The organism is Leucobacter sp. NPDC015123 (assembly GCF_043080205.1).
GTDB classification, from domain to species: domain Bacteria; phylum Actinomycetota; class Actinomycetes; order Actinomycetales; family Microbacteriaceae; genus Leucobacter; species Leucobacter aridicollis_A.
The window spans coordinates 35,347-49,513 of sequence record NZ_JBIBVH010000004.1 but is presented as its reverse complement, the minus strand read 5'-3'; the positions used below and the strand labels follow the sequence as shown (position 1 = coordinate 49,513).

At 64.9% G+C, this 14,167-nt stretch carries 14 protein-coding genes and 1 tRNA gene; 6 read left to right on the top strand and 9 right to left on the bottom strand.

Going from position 1 to position 14,167, the window contains the following annotated elements:
• Nucleotides 1-32 precede the first annotated feature (32 nt).
• Genes gatC through gatB form a run of 3 tightly spaced genes read left to right on the top strand, consistent with a single transcriptional unit; the run spans nucleotide 33 to nucleotide 3,417 of the window.
• Entirely contained in the window at nucleotides 33-368 is a 336-nt protein-coding gene (gene gatC, locus ACF07D_RS09340) for an Asp-tRNA(Asn)/Glu-tRNA(Gln) amidotransferase subunit GatC (RefSeq protein ID WP_119284111.1), read from the top strand.
• Nucleotides 368-1,903 carry an Asp-tRNA(Asn)/Glu-tRNA(Gln) amidotransferase subunit GatA gene (gatA, locus tag ACF07D_RS09335; RefSeq protein ID WP_391504720.1) on the top strand — a complete coding sequence of 512 codons (1,536 nt, stop codon included), beginning with the start codon at nucleotides 368-370 and terminating at the stop codon, nucleotides 1,901-1,903. Before gatC ends, gatA begins: the two co-directional genes overlap by 1 nt.
• Complete coding sequence (gene gatB, locus ACF07D_RS09330; protein WP_391504719.1) at nucleotides 1,903-3,417, top strand: Asp-tRNA(Asn)/Glu-tRNA(Gln) amidotransferase subunit GatB; 1,515 nt, start codon at nucleotides 1,903-1,905, stop codon at nucleotides 3,415-3,417. The genes gatA and gatB overlap by 1 nt, the downstream gene beginning before the upstream one ends.
• Before the next feature lie 68 nt (nucleotides 3,418-3,485).
• On the opposite strand, the gene glpK is transcribed toward gatB, so the two are convergent.
• From glpK to ACF07D_RS09315, 3 genes are all read right to left on the bottom strand, one after another.
• The gene (gene glpK / locus ACF07D_RS09325; protein WP_391504718.1) at nucleotides 3,486-5,000 is read right to left on the bottom strand and encodes a glycerol kinase GlpK; all 1,515 of its coding nucleotides are present in this window, start codon (nucleotides 4,998-5,000) and stop codon (nucleotides 3,486-3,488) included.
• A 24-nt stretch (nucleotides 5,001-5,024) separates the two neighbouring features.
• Nucleotides 5,025-5,780, bottom strand: coding sequence for an MIP/aquaporin family protein (locus ACF07D_RS09320; RefSeq protein WP_119284107.1), 756 nt, complete (start codon nucleotides 5,778-5,780; stop codon nucleotides 5,025-5,027).
• A 141-nt stretch (nucleotides 5,781-5,921) separates the two neighbouring features.
• Entirely contained in the window at nucleotides 5,922-7,643 is a 1,722-nt protein-coding gene (locus ACF07D_RS09315) for an FAD-dependent oxidoreductase (protein WP_391504717.1), read from the bottom strand.
• A gap of 107 nt (nucleotides 7,644-7,750) precedes the next feature.
• Here ACF07D_RS09315 and ACF07D_RS09310 point away from each other — a divergent pair, with 107 nt between their 5' ends.
• Nucleotides 7,751-8,716, top strand: a complete 966-nt coding sequence (locus ACF07D_RS09310) for a sugar-binding transcriptional regulator (protein ID WP_370647803.1) — start codon at nucleotides 7,751-7,753, stop codon at nucleotides 8,714-8,716.
• A gap of 74 nt (nucleotides 8,717-8,790) precedes the next feature.
• The gene (gene dinB / locus ACF07D_RS09305; RefSeq protein ID WP_391504716.1) at nucleotides 8,791-10,017 is read left to right on the top strand and encodes a DNA polymerase IV; all 1,227 of its coding nucleotides are present in this window, start codon (nucleotides 8,791-8,793) and stop codon (nucleotides 10,015-10,017) included.
• 67 nt (nucleotides 10,018-10,084) lie between these two features.
• Here dinB and ACF07D_RS09300 read toward each other — a convergent pair whose 3' ends face one another.
• From ACF07D_RS09300 to orn, 6 genes are all read right to left on the bottom strand, one after another.
• Nucleotides 10,085-10,705: a DUF2017 family protein gene (locus tag ACF07D_RS09300; RefSeq protein ID WP_119284103.1), complete on the bottom strand. Its 621-nt coding sequence runs from the start codon at nucleotides 10,703-10,705 to the stop codon at nucleotides 10,085-10,087.
• Complete coding sequence (gene clpS, locus ACF07D_RS09295; protein WP_183075231.1) at nucleotides 10,702-11,010, bottom strand: ATP-dependent Clp protease adapter ClpS; 309 nt, start codon at nucleotides 11,008-11,010, stop codon at nucleotides 10,702-10,704. Before clpS ends, ACF07D_RS09300 begins: the two co-directional genes overlap by 4 nt.
• Nucleotides 11,007-11,354: a metallopeptidase family protein gene (locus ACF07D_RS09290; RefSeq protein WP_119284101.1), complete on the bottom strand. Its 348-nt coding sequence runs from the start codon at nucleotides 11,352-11,354 to the stop codon at nucleotides 11,007-11,009. Before ACF07D_RS09290 ends, clpS begins: the two co-directional genes overlap by 4 nt.
• 90 nt (nucleotides 11,355-11,444) lie before the next feature.
• Nucleotides 11,445-12,164: a PIG-L deacetylase family protein gene (locus ACF07D_RS09285; RefSeq protein WP_391504715.1), complete on the bottom strand. Its 720-nt coding sequence runs from the start codon at nucleotides 12,162-12,164 to the stop codon at nucleotides 11,445-11,447.
• Between the two features lie 138 nt (nucleotides 12,165-12,302).
• Nucleotides 12,303-12,378 (bottom strand) — tRNA-His (locus ACF07D_RS09280).
• Nucleotides 12,379-12,836: 458 nt separating this feature from the next.
• Nucleotides 12,837-13,517, bottom strand: a complete 681-nt coding sequence (gene orn / locus ACF07D_RS09275) for an oligoribonuclease (RefSeq protein ID WP_391504714.1) — start codon at nucleotides 13,515-13,517, stop codon at nucleotides 12,837-12,839.
• A 64-nt stretch (nucleotides 13,518-13,581) separates the two neighbouring features.
• Between orn and def the strand changes: the two genes are divergently transcribed.
• Complete coding sequence (gene def / locus ACF07D_RS09270; protein ID WP_119284098.1) at nucleotides 13,582-14,148, top strand: peptide deformylase; 567 nt, start codon at nucleotides 13,582-13,584, stop codon at nucleotides 14,146-14,148.
• Nucleotides 14,149-14,167: the final 19 nt, after the last annotated feature.

Here is a 14,167-nt window from a genome sequence, read left to right as displayed (position 1 = left end):
TGAGATCAACTCCCAATCTATGATGGAGCAGCATGCCTGAAACTTCTGCGGCCAGTAGCGCCGCGCCCGGCACCGAGATCACGGCTGACACCGTGAAACACCTCGCCGGCCTCGCCCGCATCGCGCTAACCGACGCCGAGGTCGAGGGGCTCACTTCTGAGCTCGATTCGATCCTCGCGAACATCGCCAAGGTGAGCGAGGTCGCGACTGAAGACGTGCCCGCGACGAGCCACCCGATCCCGCTGAGCAACGTCACCCGCGTCGACGAGGTCTCCGACGTGCTCACCCGCGAGCAGGCGCTTTCGAACGCGCCTGCTACCGCAGACGGCATGTTCCGCGTTTCGTCGATCTTGGGGGAGGAACAGTAATGAGCGAGATCACTACGTTGACCGCTGCAGAGCTCTCTGCAAAGCTCGTCGCCGGCGAAGTCTCGGCGGTTGAAGCAACCCAAGCACACCTCGACAGGATCGCCGCTGTCGACGGCGACATCCACGCGTTCCTCGCAACAGACAGCGAGGCATCACTCGCCGCTGCGCGCGCAGTTGACGAGCGTCGCGCCGCTGGCGAAGAGCTCGGAGAACTCGCGGGTGTCCCGCTCGCGATCAAAGACGTGCTTGTCACGACCGATATGCCGTCGACCTCTGGCTCCAAGATTCTTGAGGGCTACCGTTCGCCGTTCGATGCGACTGTCGTCGCGAAGGCGCGCGCCGCGGGCCTCATCAACATCGGCAAGACAAACATGGACGAGTTCGCCATGGGCTCCGCTACTGAGAACTCGGCCTACGGACCGACGTTCAACCCGTGGGCGCTGGACCGCGTTCCAGGCGGTTCGGGCGGCGGTTCCGCTGCTGCCGTCAGCGCCTTCGAGGCGCCTCTCGCGCTCGGCAGCGACACCGGTGGCTCGATCCGTCAGCCGGCCGCCCTCACCGGCACGGTCGGCGCAAAGCCCACCTACGGCGGCGTGAGCCGTTACGGCGCGATCGCGCTTGCTTCCTCGCTTGATCAGGTCGGACCGTGCGCGCGAACCGTGCTCGACACCGCGCTGCTGCACGACGTCGTTGCGGGGCACGACAGGCACGACGCGACCTCCCTGAACCATGCGTGGCCGTCGATGGCAGCGGCCGCCCGTGACGGTGTCGATCTTGCATCACTCAAGGGACTTCGTGTCGGCGTCGTGAAGCAGCTCTCCCTCCCCGGGATGCAGGCTGGTGTGAAGGCACGCTTCGACGAGACGGTCGCGCTGCTCACCGCTCAGGGTGCAGAGGTCGTCGAGATCGACGCGCCGCACTTCGAGTACGCGGTTGCCGCTTACTACCTGATCCTGCCCTCTGAAGCGTCGTCAAACCTCGCAAAGTACGATTCCGTGCGCTTCGGCCTTCGGGTCGAGCCAGAAGGTGGCGGAACGATCGAGGGCGTCATGAGCGCGACGCGCGGTGCAGGCTTCGGGCCCGAGGTAAAGCGCCGCATCATCCTCGGCACGTACGCGCTTTCGGCTGGATACTACGATGCCTACTACGGCAGTGCGCAGAAGGTTCGCACGCTCATTCAGCGCGACTTCGCAGCGGCGTTTGACAAGGTCGACGTCATCGCCTCGCCGACGGCGCCGACGACTGCCTGGAACATCGGCCACGTGAACGAAGACCCCATGCAGGACTATCTGAACGACGCGACCACGATCCCGGCGAACCTTGCCGGCATCCCGGGGCTCAGCCTGCCGATTGGTACCGCGAGCGAGGACGGGCTGCCAGTCGGCCTGCAGCTCATGGCTCCAGCATTTGAAGACGCACGCCTGTACCGCGCGGCGTCTGCGATCGAGGGCCTCATCACCGCCCGCGACGGCAAGCCCTTCTGGGCGCAGGCACCCTCCCTTGCGGCAGCATCGACCGGAAAGGCAGCAGCGTAATGGCGAAGACAAAACTCATGGACTTCGACAAGGCGCTCGAACTCTTCGAACCGGTTATCGGTCTCGAGGTACACGTCGAGCTCAACACCAAGACGAAGATGTTCTCGTCTGCACCGAACGTGTTCGGCTCAGAGCCGAACACGAACCTCGCACCTGTCTGCCTCGGCCTCCCAGGCTCGCTGCCCGTCGTGAACGAGGAAGCAGTCAAGTACTCGATTCGCCTGGGGCTTGCGCTCGGCTGTGAAATCGCCGAGGTGTCAGGGTTCGCGCGCAAGAACTACTTCTACCCCGACATGGGCAAGAACTACCAGATCTCGCAGTACGACGATCCGATCGCGCACGACGGCTCGGTCGAGATTGAGCTCGAGTCGGGCCGCGTGATCCACGTGCCGATCGAGCGCGCCCACATGGAGGAAGACGCAGGCAAGCTCAACCACGTCGGTGGCTCGACCGGGCGAATCCAGGGCGCCGAGTACTCCCTCGTTGACTACAACCGCGCAGGCGTACCGCTCGTCGAGATCGTGACCCGTCCGATCTTCGGCGGCGAAGCAGACACCCCTGAGATCGCGGCGGCATACGTGTCGACGATCCGCGACATCGTCGTGTCACTCGGCATTTCGGACGCGCGCATGGAGCGCGGCAACATCCGCTGCGATGCGAACGTGTCGCTTCGTCCCCGCGGCAATGAGGATGCAGGCATGAGCGTGCTCGGCACTCGTACTGAGACGAAGAACGTGAACTCGTTGCGCTCGATCGAACGCGCCGTGAGGTTCGAGATTCAGCGTCAGGCGCAGCTGCTCTCCGAGGGCACCGCGATCACGCAGGAGACCCGCCACTGGCACGAAGACACGGGTGAGACCTCGCCCGGCCGCCCAAAGAGCGATGCCGATGACTACCGGTACTTCCCAGAGCCAGATCTCTCACCGCTCACGCCGTCGCGCGAGCTCGTTGAGGAGCTGCGGGCCATGCAGCCTGAGCACCCGACGCTGCGACGCCGCCGGCTGCGCGCCGAGTGGGGCTTCTCGCCGCTCGAGTTCCGCGACGTCGTGAACGGCGGCCTGGTGAATGACATCGAGGCGACCGTCGCGGCCGGGGTCCCTGCCCAGACCGCGCGCAAGTGGTGGACCGGCGAGATCGCGCGTATCGCGAACGAGCGCTCGGCCGTGCCCGCAGACCTCATCGCCCCCGAGCAAATCGCCTCGGTCGTCGCGCTCGTCGACGCTGGAACGCTCAACGACAAGCTTGCGCGCCAGGTGCTCGCTGGCATCATTGACGGCGAGGGGACCGCGCAGGAGATCGTCGATGCCCGAGGGCTTGCGATCGTTTCTGACGATGGCGCCCTGATCGAGGCTGTCGACGCTGCGCTTGCCGAGCAGCCCGACGTCCTCGAGAAGATTCGAGGCGGGAAGGTGCAGGCCGCCGGCGCGATCATCGGGTCCGTCATGAAAGCGATGAAGGGCCAGGCTGACGCTGCCCGCGTCCGCGAGCTCGTGCTCGAGCGGGCTCAGGCCTAGCCGCTATACACGAACGGGCGGGGTGAGGATCATATGATCCTCACCCCGCCCGTTCGCTGCAACTGGTGCTAGCGCACGTCGTCGTCCACCCAGTCCATCGACTTGGTGACAGCCTTGCGCCAGAGGCGCAGCTGGCGCTCCTGCTCAGCCTGATCCATTGACGGCTCCCACCGGCGATCCTCCTGCCAGTTGGCCGAGAGCTCGCCGAGGCCGCTCCAGAACCCGACTGCAAGCCCCGCAGCGTATGCGGCGCCGAGCGCAGTCGTCTCAGCGACGACAGGGCGTACGACAGGCACTCCGAGCACGTCGGCCTGGAACTGCATGAGGGCGTTGTTCGCAACCATGCCGCCGTCGACCTTCAGCTCGGTGAGATCGACGCCCGCGTCGGCGTTCACCGCGTCGAGCACATCGCGGGTCTGGAACGCAACCGCCTCAAGCGCCGCACGGGCGATGTGGCCCTTGTTCGCGTAGCGGGTGAGTCCGACGATCGCGCCGCGCGCGTCAGGGCGCCAATACGGGGCGTACAGCCCTGAGAAGGCGGGGACGATGTAGACGCCCCCATTGTCGGGGACGCTCGCAGACAGCTCCTCGACGTCGGGAGCTGACTCGATGATGCCGAGCTGGTCGCGGAGCCACTGGATGAGCGATCCGGTGACAGCGATCGAGCCCTCGAGTGCGTAGTGTGTCGGGCCGTCGCCGAGCTTGTAGCCGACGGTGGTGAGCAGGCCGTTCTTCGAGTGGACGATGTCTTCCCCGGTGTTGAAGATGAGGAAGCAGCCTGTGCCGTAGGTGTTCTTTGACTCGCCGGCCTCGAATGCGGCTTGGCCGAAGGTTGCCGCCTGCTGGTCGCCGAGGATGCCCGAGATGGGGGTCTCGCGCAGCAGCGACGAGTCTTCGGCAACGCCGTACACCTCAGAGGATGACTTGATTGCAGGCATCATCGACTTCGGAACGCTGAACGCGTCGAGGATGTCCTCGCGCCACTCGAGCGTTGCGAGGTCCATGAACAGGGTGCGCGAGGCGTTCGTGACGTCTGTTGCGTGCACGCCACCCTCGGGCCCGCCGGTGAGGTTCCAAAGGACCCAGCAGTCTGTCGTGCCGAAGAGAAGGTCGCCTGCGTCCGCCGCCTCGCGGGCGCCCTCGACGTTTTCGAGGATCCATGCGATCTTCGTGCCCGAGAAGTAGGTCGCGAGGGGGAGGCCAACGACGTCCTTGAACCTATCGGTTCCACCGTCTGCCGCGAGGCGGTCGACGATGTCTTGCGTGCGCGTGTCCTGCCAAACAATCGCGTTGTAGACGGGCTCGCCTGTGTGCCTGTTCCACACGACAGTCGTCTCGCGCTGATTCGTAATGCCGATTGACGCAATGTCGTGCCGGGTGAGGTCGGCGCGGCCAAGCGCGATGCCGATGACTTCCTGGGTGTTCTGCCAGATCTCGGCGGCGTCGTGTTCGACCCAGCCTGCCTGCGGCATGATCTGCTCGTGTTCCTTCTGCCCGACGGAGATGATCGACCCCGCCTTGTCGAAGATGATCGCGCGAGTCGAGGTAGTTCCCTGATCGATTGCGACTACGTACTGTGACATGGTGTCTTCCTTTCGCGTGTGAGCTTACGCTGCGAGGCCGAGAAGTGCGGGAGCTGCGACAGCTGCAATGGCGCCGCCGACGAGCGGGCCGAGGACTGGAACCCAAGCGTAGCCCCAGTCGCTCGATCCCTTGCCCTTGATCGGGAGAATGGCGTGTGCGATGCGCGGACCAAGGTCACGGGCAGGGTTGATGGCGTAGCCCGTTGGGCCACCGAGCGACGCGCCAATACCGACGACGACAAGGGCGACTGGGAGTGCTGCCAGCGGGCCAAGGCCTCCTGGCACACCGACCTCGATGTCGCCGTAGTCCGCGAATGCGAAGATGACGAACACGAGCACGAAGGTCGCAATGACCTCGGTAGCGAAGTTCCAGCCGTACGATCGCATCGCCGGGCCGGTCGAGAACACACCAAGCTTGTTTGCGGGCTCGGGCTCATCGTCGAAGTGCTGCTTGTAGCTCACCCAGCAGAGGATCGCGCCGACAATGGCGCCAAGCATTTCGGCGGCGAACGCGACGAAGAACATCGGGGCAGTGATCGTGCCTGCGACGAGCAGGCCGATGCCGACGGCGGGGTTCAGGATCGCGCCGGAGTATGCCGACACAAGCACACCCATGAATACTGCGAGGCCCCAGCCCCAGTTCACCATCAGGAATCCGCCAGCGTTTCCCTTGGTTTTGGCGAGCGCAACGTTTGCGACAACGCCGCAGCCGAGGAGTACGAGTAGGCCCGTACCGACGAACTCGGAGAGGAAATACAGCCCGAGATTGATCTCATTCATTTGTCTTCTTTGACCTTTCGAAAGGCTGGCGGCCCGCGGGTGCGGGTGTCGCCAGCGCGAGAGCGCGCATGGGTGCGCGCCGACGGTGACAAGGTGTGCGGATACGCCACGTGTGGGGCGTTCCGCGCATCCGGCTGCGTGTTAGCCGGCGGTAAAGGTTCCCCCCTTTGCGATATCGATCCGGTGAGCGTCACGCATGAGCGCAACGAACCGTTCTACTTCCGTAGCTGTGTGGGCCTCGCTCCAACCGAGCGCCGGTGCGATGGCGTCGGCGGCCGCCGTGACGCTGTCGAGCGTGAGCGCGCCGGTGAACGCGATCGACGAGCGGCGCAGCAGCAGGTCGTCGAGGTGCACGACCTGCTCGGTAGCTGCGAGGTGTGCGAGTTCGGCTGCGGTGTAGCCGGCGAGGCCCGACAGGTCTTCCTCGTGCTCGGGCGTCGCCTCGAGCACCTGGGTTGCGCGGGTGCCGTAGCGCTCGAGCAGGCGCTCGACGCGACCTGAGTCGCGTCCGTCGGCGTGCTCCGTAATCCACCGCACGCGAGCGTTTGCGTCGGCCGGGAACCCGGATCCGCCGCCGATTGTGAGTGACGTGGTGCTCACTGATCGCGCGCGACCGAGCACCTCGAGGGTGTCGTTCGCGAGATGCTCGGCGAGTGCCCTGAACGTTGTCCACTTGCCGCCGACAAGGCTGAGCACCGGCACTCCGAGTGCGTCTGAACGCACGATCCTGTAGTCGCGGGAGACAAAGCCTGGCGCGGTGTCGTCGTGGTGCGGAAGGGGGCGAATGCCAGAGAATGAGTAGACGATATGGGAGCGGTCGACCGTGAGGGTGGGGAATACCTGGCCGATGAGGTCGAAGAAGTAGTCGACCTCATCGTCGGTGCAGACGACGGGCTGTGCCGGGTCGGCGTCGATGTCTGTTGTCCCGACGAGCACGCGGCCCTTGAGTGGGTAGATGAGCACGATCCGACCGTCCGAGTGCTCGAAGAAGATCTCCCTGCCATCTGTCGCAGCGAGGAGTTCTGGGTGGTCGAGCACGACGTGCGATCCCTTGGTGCCACCCATGAACTGGGTGCGCTCGCCGAGTGCGCTGTTCGTGAGGTCGGTCCAGGGGCCGCTTGTGTTGAGCACGACCTTCGCGGAGAACTCGAACTCGTCGCCGGTCGTCTCGTCGCGAAGGGTGACGCCGGATGCGCCCATGCCGGTAGCGCTAAGGTAGTTCGCCGAGCGGGCATGGGCGCCGCCGGCGAGCTCGCCGTCGCGGAGCACGTCGAGCGCGAGCCGCTCTGGGTCGTGCATAGAGGCGTCGTAGTAGGTCGCCGTGTACTTGATGTCTGGGTTCATCGCCGGGAGCTCCGAGAGCGACTTCTTCTTGCCGTGGAAGCGGTGCTTCGGCACCTGCCCGCCGTCGCGCGAGAACGTGTCGTACATCATGAGGCCCATCTTGATGAGCGCGGCGCCGCGTTCCCGCGGCTTCCCGCGCCCGTGAGTGACGAGCAGCCTGAACGGCGCTGACAGGATTCCGGAGAACGTCGAGAAGATCGGGATCGTGGTTTCGAGTGGGCGCACGTAGTGCGGCGCGGTCCTGAGGAGCCGATTGCGCTCGGTGACTGATTCCTGAACGAGCCGAAACTCGCCGTTCTCGAGGTAGCGGATCCCACCGTGGATCATGTGGCTCGATGCCGACGATGCGCCTGAGACGAAGTCTCCACGCTCCACGATCGCAACGTCGACGCCCTGCAGTGCGAGATCACGGAATGTCGCGATGCCGTTGATGCCTGCGCCAATGATGAGGACGTCCGCGCGTGGCCTGTCGCGAAGACGGGCTACGTCGGGTCGGATCGAGTCCTGGCTGGCGTCCATGGCTGAGACCTTTCTGTGGGTGTCCCATCAGCATGCTCGTCTGATGAACTGAATTGCAAAGCTGCTGCACATATGTGCAAAACTGGAGCCTGAACGGAAGGATCCTCGTGCCCGGAGACCGAAAAGCTGTGAAAATGCGCGAGGCGCTCGCAGCAGCGCACCTGTATTACAGGCAGGACTATACGATGGGCGCGATCGCAACCGAGCTCGGTGTCTCCCGCTCCTCGGTATCGCGCCTGCTCTCTTACGCGAAAGAGACAGGGCTCGTCGAGATCAGGATCCACTCACCCCAGGAAGCACGATCACGCGTCGAGCAGCGCTTCTCGGACGAGTTCGGGGTCGCCGCGCACGTCGTACCCGTGTCGGCGAAGCTCTCGGAAGCTGAACAGCTCGAGCGCACCGCGCAAGCCGCGGCCCACATCATCTCCGCACGCGTGAAGCCCCGCTCAATCGTCGGCCTCGCCTGGGGATCCACGATGAGTGAGGTTGCACGGTTTCTCCCGGCGAGCGCGAAACCCGGCGTGCAGCTCGTGCAGATGAACGGTGCAGCCAACGTCTACTCGACTGGCGTTCAATACACCGCCGAACTTCTCGGCGGCTTCGCCGAACGGCTTTCCGCGGAAGTCTTCCAACTCCCGGTGCCCGCAATCTTTGACGACCCGCTGACGCGCGAAGCCCTGTGGCGCGAACGCTCGGTGTCGCGGGTGCTTGACATGCAAGCCGCAGCCAACCTTTTCGTCTTTGGGCTTGGCTCGCGCATCGGAGACCCGCGCTCCCACATTTACTCGGGCGGATACCTGGGGGCAGAAGACCTGAATCAGCTCGCGGCCGAGGGCGTTGTCGGTGACTGTGCGAGCCGGTTCTACAGGCTCGATGGCAGCACCGACGGCATCCCGATTAACGACAGATCGAGCGGGCCGTCATTCGAGGTTGTCAGGCGTGCGCCGCAGCGCATCTGTGTCGTCTCCGGCACAACGAAGCGTGATTCGCTGAGAGGCGCGCTCGCAGCGGGGCTACTGACCGATGTTGTCGTCGACGAGACACTCGCGCGGCTCGTGCTCAGCGCCTCGTAGCTCGCGACACGGGGAGCGCGACCCGCGGGCGGTGCGGTGCGTCGCATGTCAGCGGTGTGTGGTGAGATGGACGGGTGAGCGAAGTTCTGAGGGAGACGGCCTCGATTCTGCACGTCGACATGGACGCGTTCTTCGTGTCAGTCGAGCTGCTTGATCGCCCGGAGCTGCGCGGGCTTCCCGTCGCCGCCGCTCACGACACCTCGCGATCAGTTGTGTCGAGCGCGAGCTACGAGGCGCGGAAGTTCGGTGTGCGCTCGGCAATGCCCATCGCGCGGGCCAGGCAGCTCTGCCCACAGATCGTGTTCGTGACCCCGGTGTTCGAGAAGTACCGCCTCGCGTCACGCACCGTGATGGGGATTTTCAGGGAGTTTACCCCGCTCGTTGAGCCGTTGAGCATTGACGAGGCATTCCTCGACGTCGCCGGCTCTGTTGGCCTGTTCGGCCCGCCGATTGAGATCGCCAGGCAGATCAAGGAGCGCGTCTTCGCAGAGACGAAGTTGCCGCTCTCAGTCGGCCTCGCCGGCACCAAGTTCGTCGCGAAGCTCGCGTCCCAACGCGCAAAGCCCGAAGGGATACTCGAGATACCGCCAGCGCGCACCCTCGAGTTTTTGCATCCGCTCCCGATCAAAGCGATGTGGGGAGTCGGAGCGGCAACCGAGCGGGCATTGAAGACGCGCGCGATTCACTCAGTTGGCGATCTCGCGCGGGAGCCCCTTGCCTCGCTCCGGCAGATCGTTGGCAACGCAAGTGCTGAGCGCCTGCACGATTTGGCGAACGGTCGCGACGCCCGAGACGTCGAAACGACACGAGTCGAAAAGAGTATCGGGCATGAAGAAACCTTCGCGGTGGACGTGGCTGATGTAGGTGAACTTGAGCGAGAGCTGCTGCGTCTCTCGACGCGAACCTCGGAGCGTCTCCGAGACGCCGGGCTCGAAGCGCGCACGATCGCGATTAAGGTTCGGTGGGACACCTTCGAAACTGTGACCCGCTCGCGCACGCTGCAGGAGCCGACGAACGCGACGCAGCGGGTCTATCGCACCGCTCGGGAGCTGTTCGCCGCGCTCTCACCCGAGGGGAGGCTGCCTCGGGCTGTCAGGCTCATCGGAGTGCGCGCCGAGCAGCTGATCCCCGCAGGTAGCGAGGGGCAAGCGCTCTGGGACGATGATGAGCAGTGGCGCGCGCTTGACTCGGCGGTCGACGAGGTTCGAGGGAAGTTCGGGGCGGCGGGACTCACGTCGGCGCGGCTCCTTGGAGGTCGCGGAGAGGTTGTCGATCACCGGTCACTCCAAGACCCTGGGTAGGGGAGGCCGCGGCTCGAAGACTGGCCCGGTTTCGCAAGCGTTGACCCAGCCCCTGCTCAGAGCCGGCTCAGTCCTCACTCTGCGCGGCTGACACCGCAAGCACTGCCTCGAGCAGCGCTGCCAGCCAGTCGTAGACCAGCACGGTGCCACGCGTCGCGTCTTCGTCGATGAGACGATCGTAGTCTTCCTCGCGCTCGAGTCCGATGCGCGCTGCCATGGCGAGACGAAGCGCCGTGATGGTGCGCGCCCACGCGAGAAACGAGTCTGGCGTGATGTTCACAGAGATCGGGTTGCCACCGTCGATGTCGACGTCATCCACGAGTTCGTCGAACGGATCGGTGTTGTGGCCGCTGTCCGCTTCGCCGGAGCCGTCATCCAGGTCGCCGATGACGAGCTGGGCGTCCTGGAGCTTGCGGTTAATGAGCCCCTGCTCGGTGACTTGGCGGAACTGCGCCGCGTCATCCTCATCTGCGAACGCGTTCGGGAACAGGCGCGCGAGGGCCGGGTCCGTTGGCCGCTCATCGGAGCCGCCGATCTCGAGGCTCGCGAACAGCGGGTCAGGATCGAGCGGCGTCCCACTGTGACTCTGGAGCAGCATGATGAGCTGGGTGACGAGCTGCTTGAGTACGCCTGCCTCCTCGGGCGCGAACAGGATCGCGACGCCGCCGTCGCCCGGCTGCAGCCTCAAGACTGATCCTCCGGCTCCGCTGTCGCCCACAGGCCGTAGCCGTGCATGGCCTCAACGTGAAGCTCCATCGCTTCGCGCGACCCCTCAGCAACGACTGCGCGCCCGACGCTGTGCACGCGAAGCATGAGTTCATCTGCTCGCTCCGGTGTGAACCCAAAGTAGGATCGGAAGACGAAACTCACGTACGACATCAGATTCACTGGGTCGTCCCAGACGACTGTTCGCCACGGCTTTGCCGGGGCGACCGCGACCGCGCCCTCGTCGAGCGGGCTCTGCCTTGCTCCGGGCACGTGGTCAGTCATCATCCCCACCCCAACTCGTGAATTCGCTCCTCGGAGAGACCAAGGAAATGAGCGACCTCGTGGACGAGTGTGACTCTGATCTCCTTGACGAGATGGTCATGGTCCTCGCAGTGGGCGAGAAGGTTGAGCCGGAAGAGTGTGATGCGATCGGGTTCCTCGCCGAAGCCGTATGCCTCGCGCTCTGCGAGCGAGAACCCTTCGTAGACGCCCAGCGTGTCCGCTCCGTCCTCGGGCTTATCCTCGACCAAGAAAATGACGTTATCGAGATGGTCGAGCATCTCGTCAGGAAGCGTGTCAAGGCCGTCTGAGACTAGCGCCTCAAACTCATCGCGTGACACATCGAGCATATTCTCACCCTAGCGGCTCAGTTCGAACTGCGCCTCAACAAGATATGGATTCGTCATGGCGCTTTGAGGTGGACGAACGCAAGCCTGCGCCTATCCCATCCGGTATGCGTGCACCGGGAGCGCGTAGCCCAAGCCGGATTGCTCGCCGCCTCCAGTGAGGACGCCTGTGACAAGGTCGTGTGGCGTCGGGTGATCCGGCAATGCTGCGAGGTAATCGCGATGCGCAGCGAGCGACGCGATCCCGAGCTCAAGCGCTTGCTCTGAGACCTCGATCGCGTGAGTTGGCCGGTGCGCGGTTGCGATGAGCCAGGTCGTCTTCCACTCGGTAAGGCCGTCGGTCAGTTGTTCGCGGAAGAGCCACGGATTGTCGGCGTCGCGAATGGCGTCAACGACGGCGAGGCCCGTCGCGCGATGGTCTGCGTGGTTGAGGCCCCAGCCTGCCTCAAGATCCCAGGTCATCGTGAAGACCGCGTCGGGCCTAGCCTTCCGGATCGCGTGCGCGATGCGGCGGCGCGTCTCGATCGAGTGTTCGACGAGGCCGTCCGGGAGGTCCAAGATCGTGAGGTCGGTTACGCCGACCACGTCGCAGGCGGCTCGCTGTTCTGCGGCGCGCAGCGGGCCGGCGATCTCGGGGGAGACGCCCCGCATCCCTGCCTCGCCGGCGGTGAGGAGGAGGTAGGAGACCTCGATGCCCTGCGACGTCCATTCGGCGATGGCGGCGGACCCGCCGTACTCCATATCGTCGGGGTGCGCGACGATGCAGAGGACGCGCTGAATGCCGGTTGGGTCGAAACGCTCGAGGGTAGTCATGGCCTGAGCCTATCCCGCCAGTCTGGGGCGCGACCGATGAACCACGGCCGCAGCGCGCGGTGGCGTCGACAGCTCCACGAAAACGACTGAGGCCCGTAGCTTGAGAGGATTTCTCAAGCTACGGGCCTCAATACTGCGTGGGGTGGCTAACGGGACTTGAACCCGCGACCACCGGCACCACAAGCCGGTGCTCTACCAACTGAGCTATAGCCACCATGTGTCCGAGTGAGCGAGCTCACTTGGCAACCTGACCAGCATAGCCCAGACGATAGTGCGTTGCCAAAACGGGTGCGGTACTTGGGGCGTGTCTGAGATCAAGACGAAGCCGAGCGACGCCGATGTCGCCGATTTTCTTGATGCTGTCGCGCCAGCAAAGCGCCGCGAAAGGCGCAGCTGTCGCTCTACGGCCTGAAAGATCTGCCGGCGGGCGCTGCGCTCCTGCCCGCGCTCGGGAAGTACACCGAGGGTGCGGGGTGCGTGTATGTGCGCAAGTTCGAGGACATCGACCTGGGGGTGCTGCGCAGACTGATCCTGATCGTCGCGGGCCGCGTCGACGATCCCGAACCAACAAGCGCCGAGTCGACAGACGGGTAGCGCGCGCTAGAGCGCCGGGGAGGCACGGAGGCAGAGTGCCCGGGTGCCACTGGCGGTGAGGGTGCGGAACGCCAGCCCTTACTTCGCGGGTGAAGCGGTGGGCTCGACTGGCTCCTCCGGCTGCTCCGGGGTGCCGTCAACGAGCGCGGCGTACTGCTGTGAAACGGCGCCCGCGAGCTTTTTCGCGGATTTCGAATCGGGACCGCTACCGGGAACGAGGACGGCTCCGCGGAAGTAGGCGAGTTCTTGGATTGACTCCGCGATGTCTGCGAGTGCGCGGTGGCCGCCACGCTTCTCCGGGGCCGCGTAATAGGCGCTCGTGTACCAGCGGCGCGACAGCTCCTTGATCGTCGACACGTCGATCGAGCGGTAGTGCAAGCGCTCCTCGAGCGTCGGCAGGTACTTCGCGACGAACCGGCGGTCCATGCCGATGGTGTTGCCAGCGACGAGTGGCCGCCTGCCCTCGGGAATGAACCTGTTGATGTATTCGATGACCTGCTTCTCCGCTTCGGCTGGCGTCACGCCAGCCTCGATGCGGGGGAGCAGCCCCGACGTCTCGTGCATGTTGCGCACGAAGTCGTTCATGTGAGCGAGCGCGGCCTCGCCCGGGTTGATAACGATGTCGAAGCCGGGGTCGAGCGGCGTGAGCTCGAAGTCGGTCACGATGACGGCGATTTCGCACAGTCCGTCGTTGTCGGTGTCGAGCCCTGTCATTTCGCAGTCGATCCAGACGATCTGTTCTGCGGGGGCGTTCGACAAGGTGACTCCTAATTACGGGGGATGCGGTCGTCTCCAGTCTACCCGCGCCGGTAGGCTTGAGTTCATGGCTATTCTCCCAATCACCATCTGCGGCGAGCCCGTTCTGCACCGCCCGGCGGCCCCCGTGACCGAGTTCGACGCCGAGCTGCGCACCCTCGTTGACAACATGTTTGAAACGACTGTCGCGGCGCCGGGTGTCGGCCTCGCGGCGCCGCAGGTTGGCGTGGGGCAGCGGATCTTTGTCTGGATGTACGAGGATCAGGACGAGGCGCCCGCCGAGGGCGTCGCGATCAACCCTGAGCTGTGGATCGCGCCGCTCGAGCCGGGGCTCCCCGAAGAAGATGAGGTTGAAGGGTGCCTCTCGTTCCCGGGCGAACGGTTCGCGCTGCGGCGCTCCTCGCGTGCCCTGCTTCGTGCGCAGGACATCGACGGGAAGCCTTTTGAGGTCGAGGCGAGCGGCTGGTTCGCGCGCATCATGCAGCACGAGTTCGATCACCTGAACGGCCTGCTCTATGTCGACAGGCTCGTTCACCCGGAGAATCGTGCGGCGCAGAAGATCCAGCGCAAGCGTGGTTGGGGAGTCCCCGGCTTGACCTGGATGCCTGGGCTCGACGACCTCGAAGGCGAGTAGGCGGGTAGCCGGGCGCGGT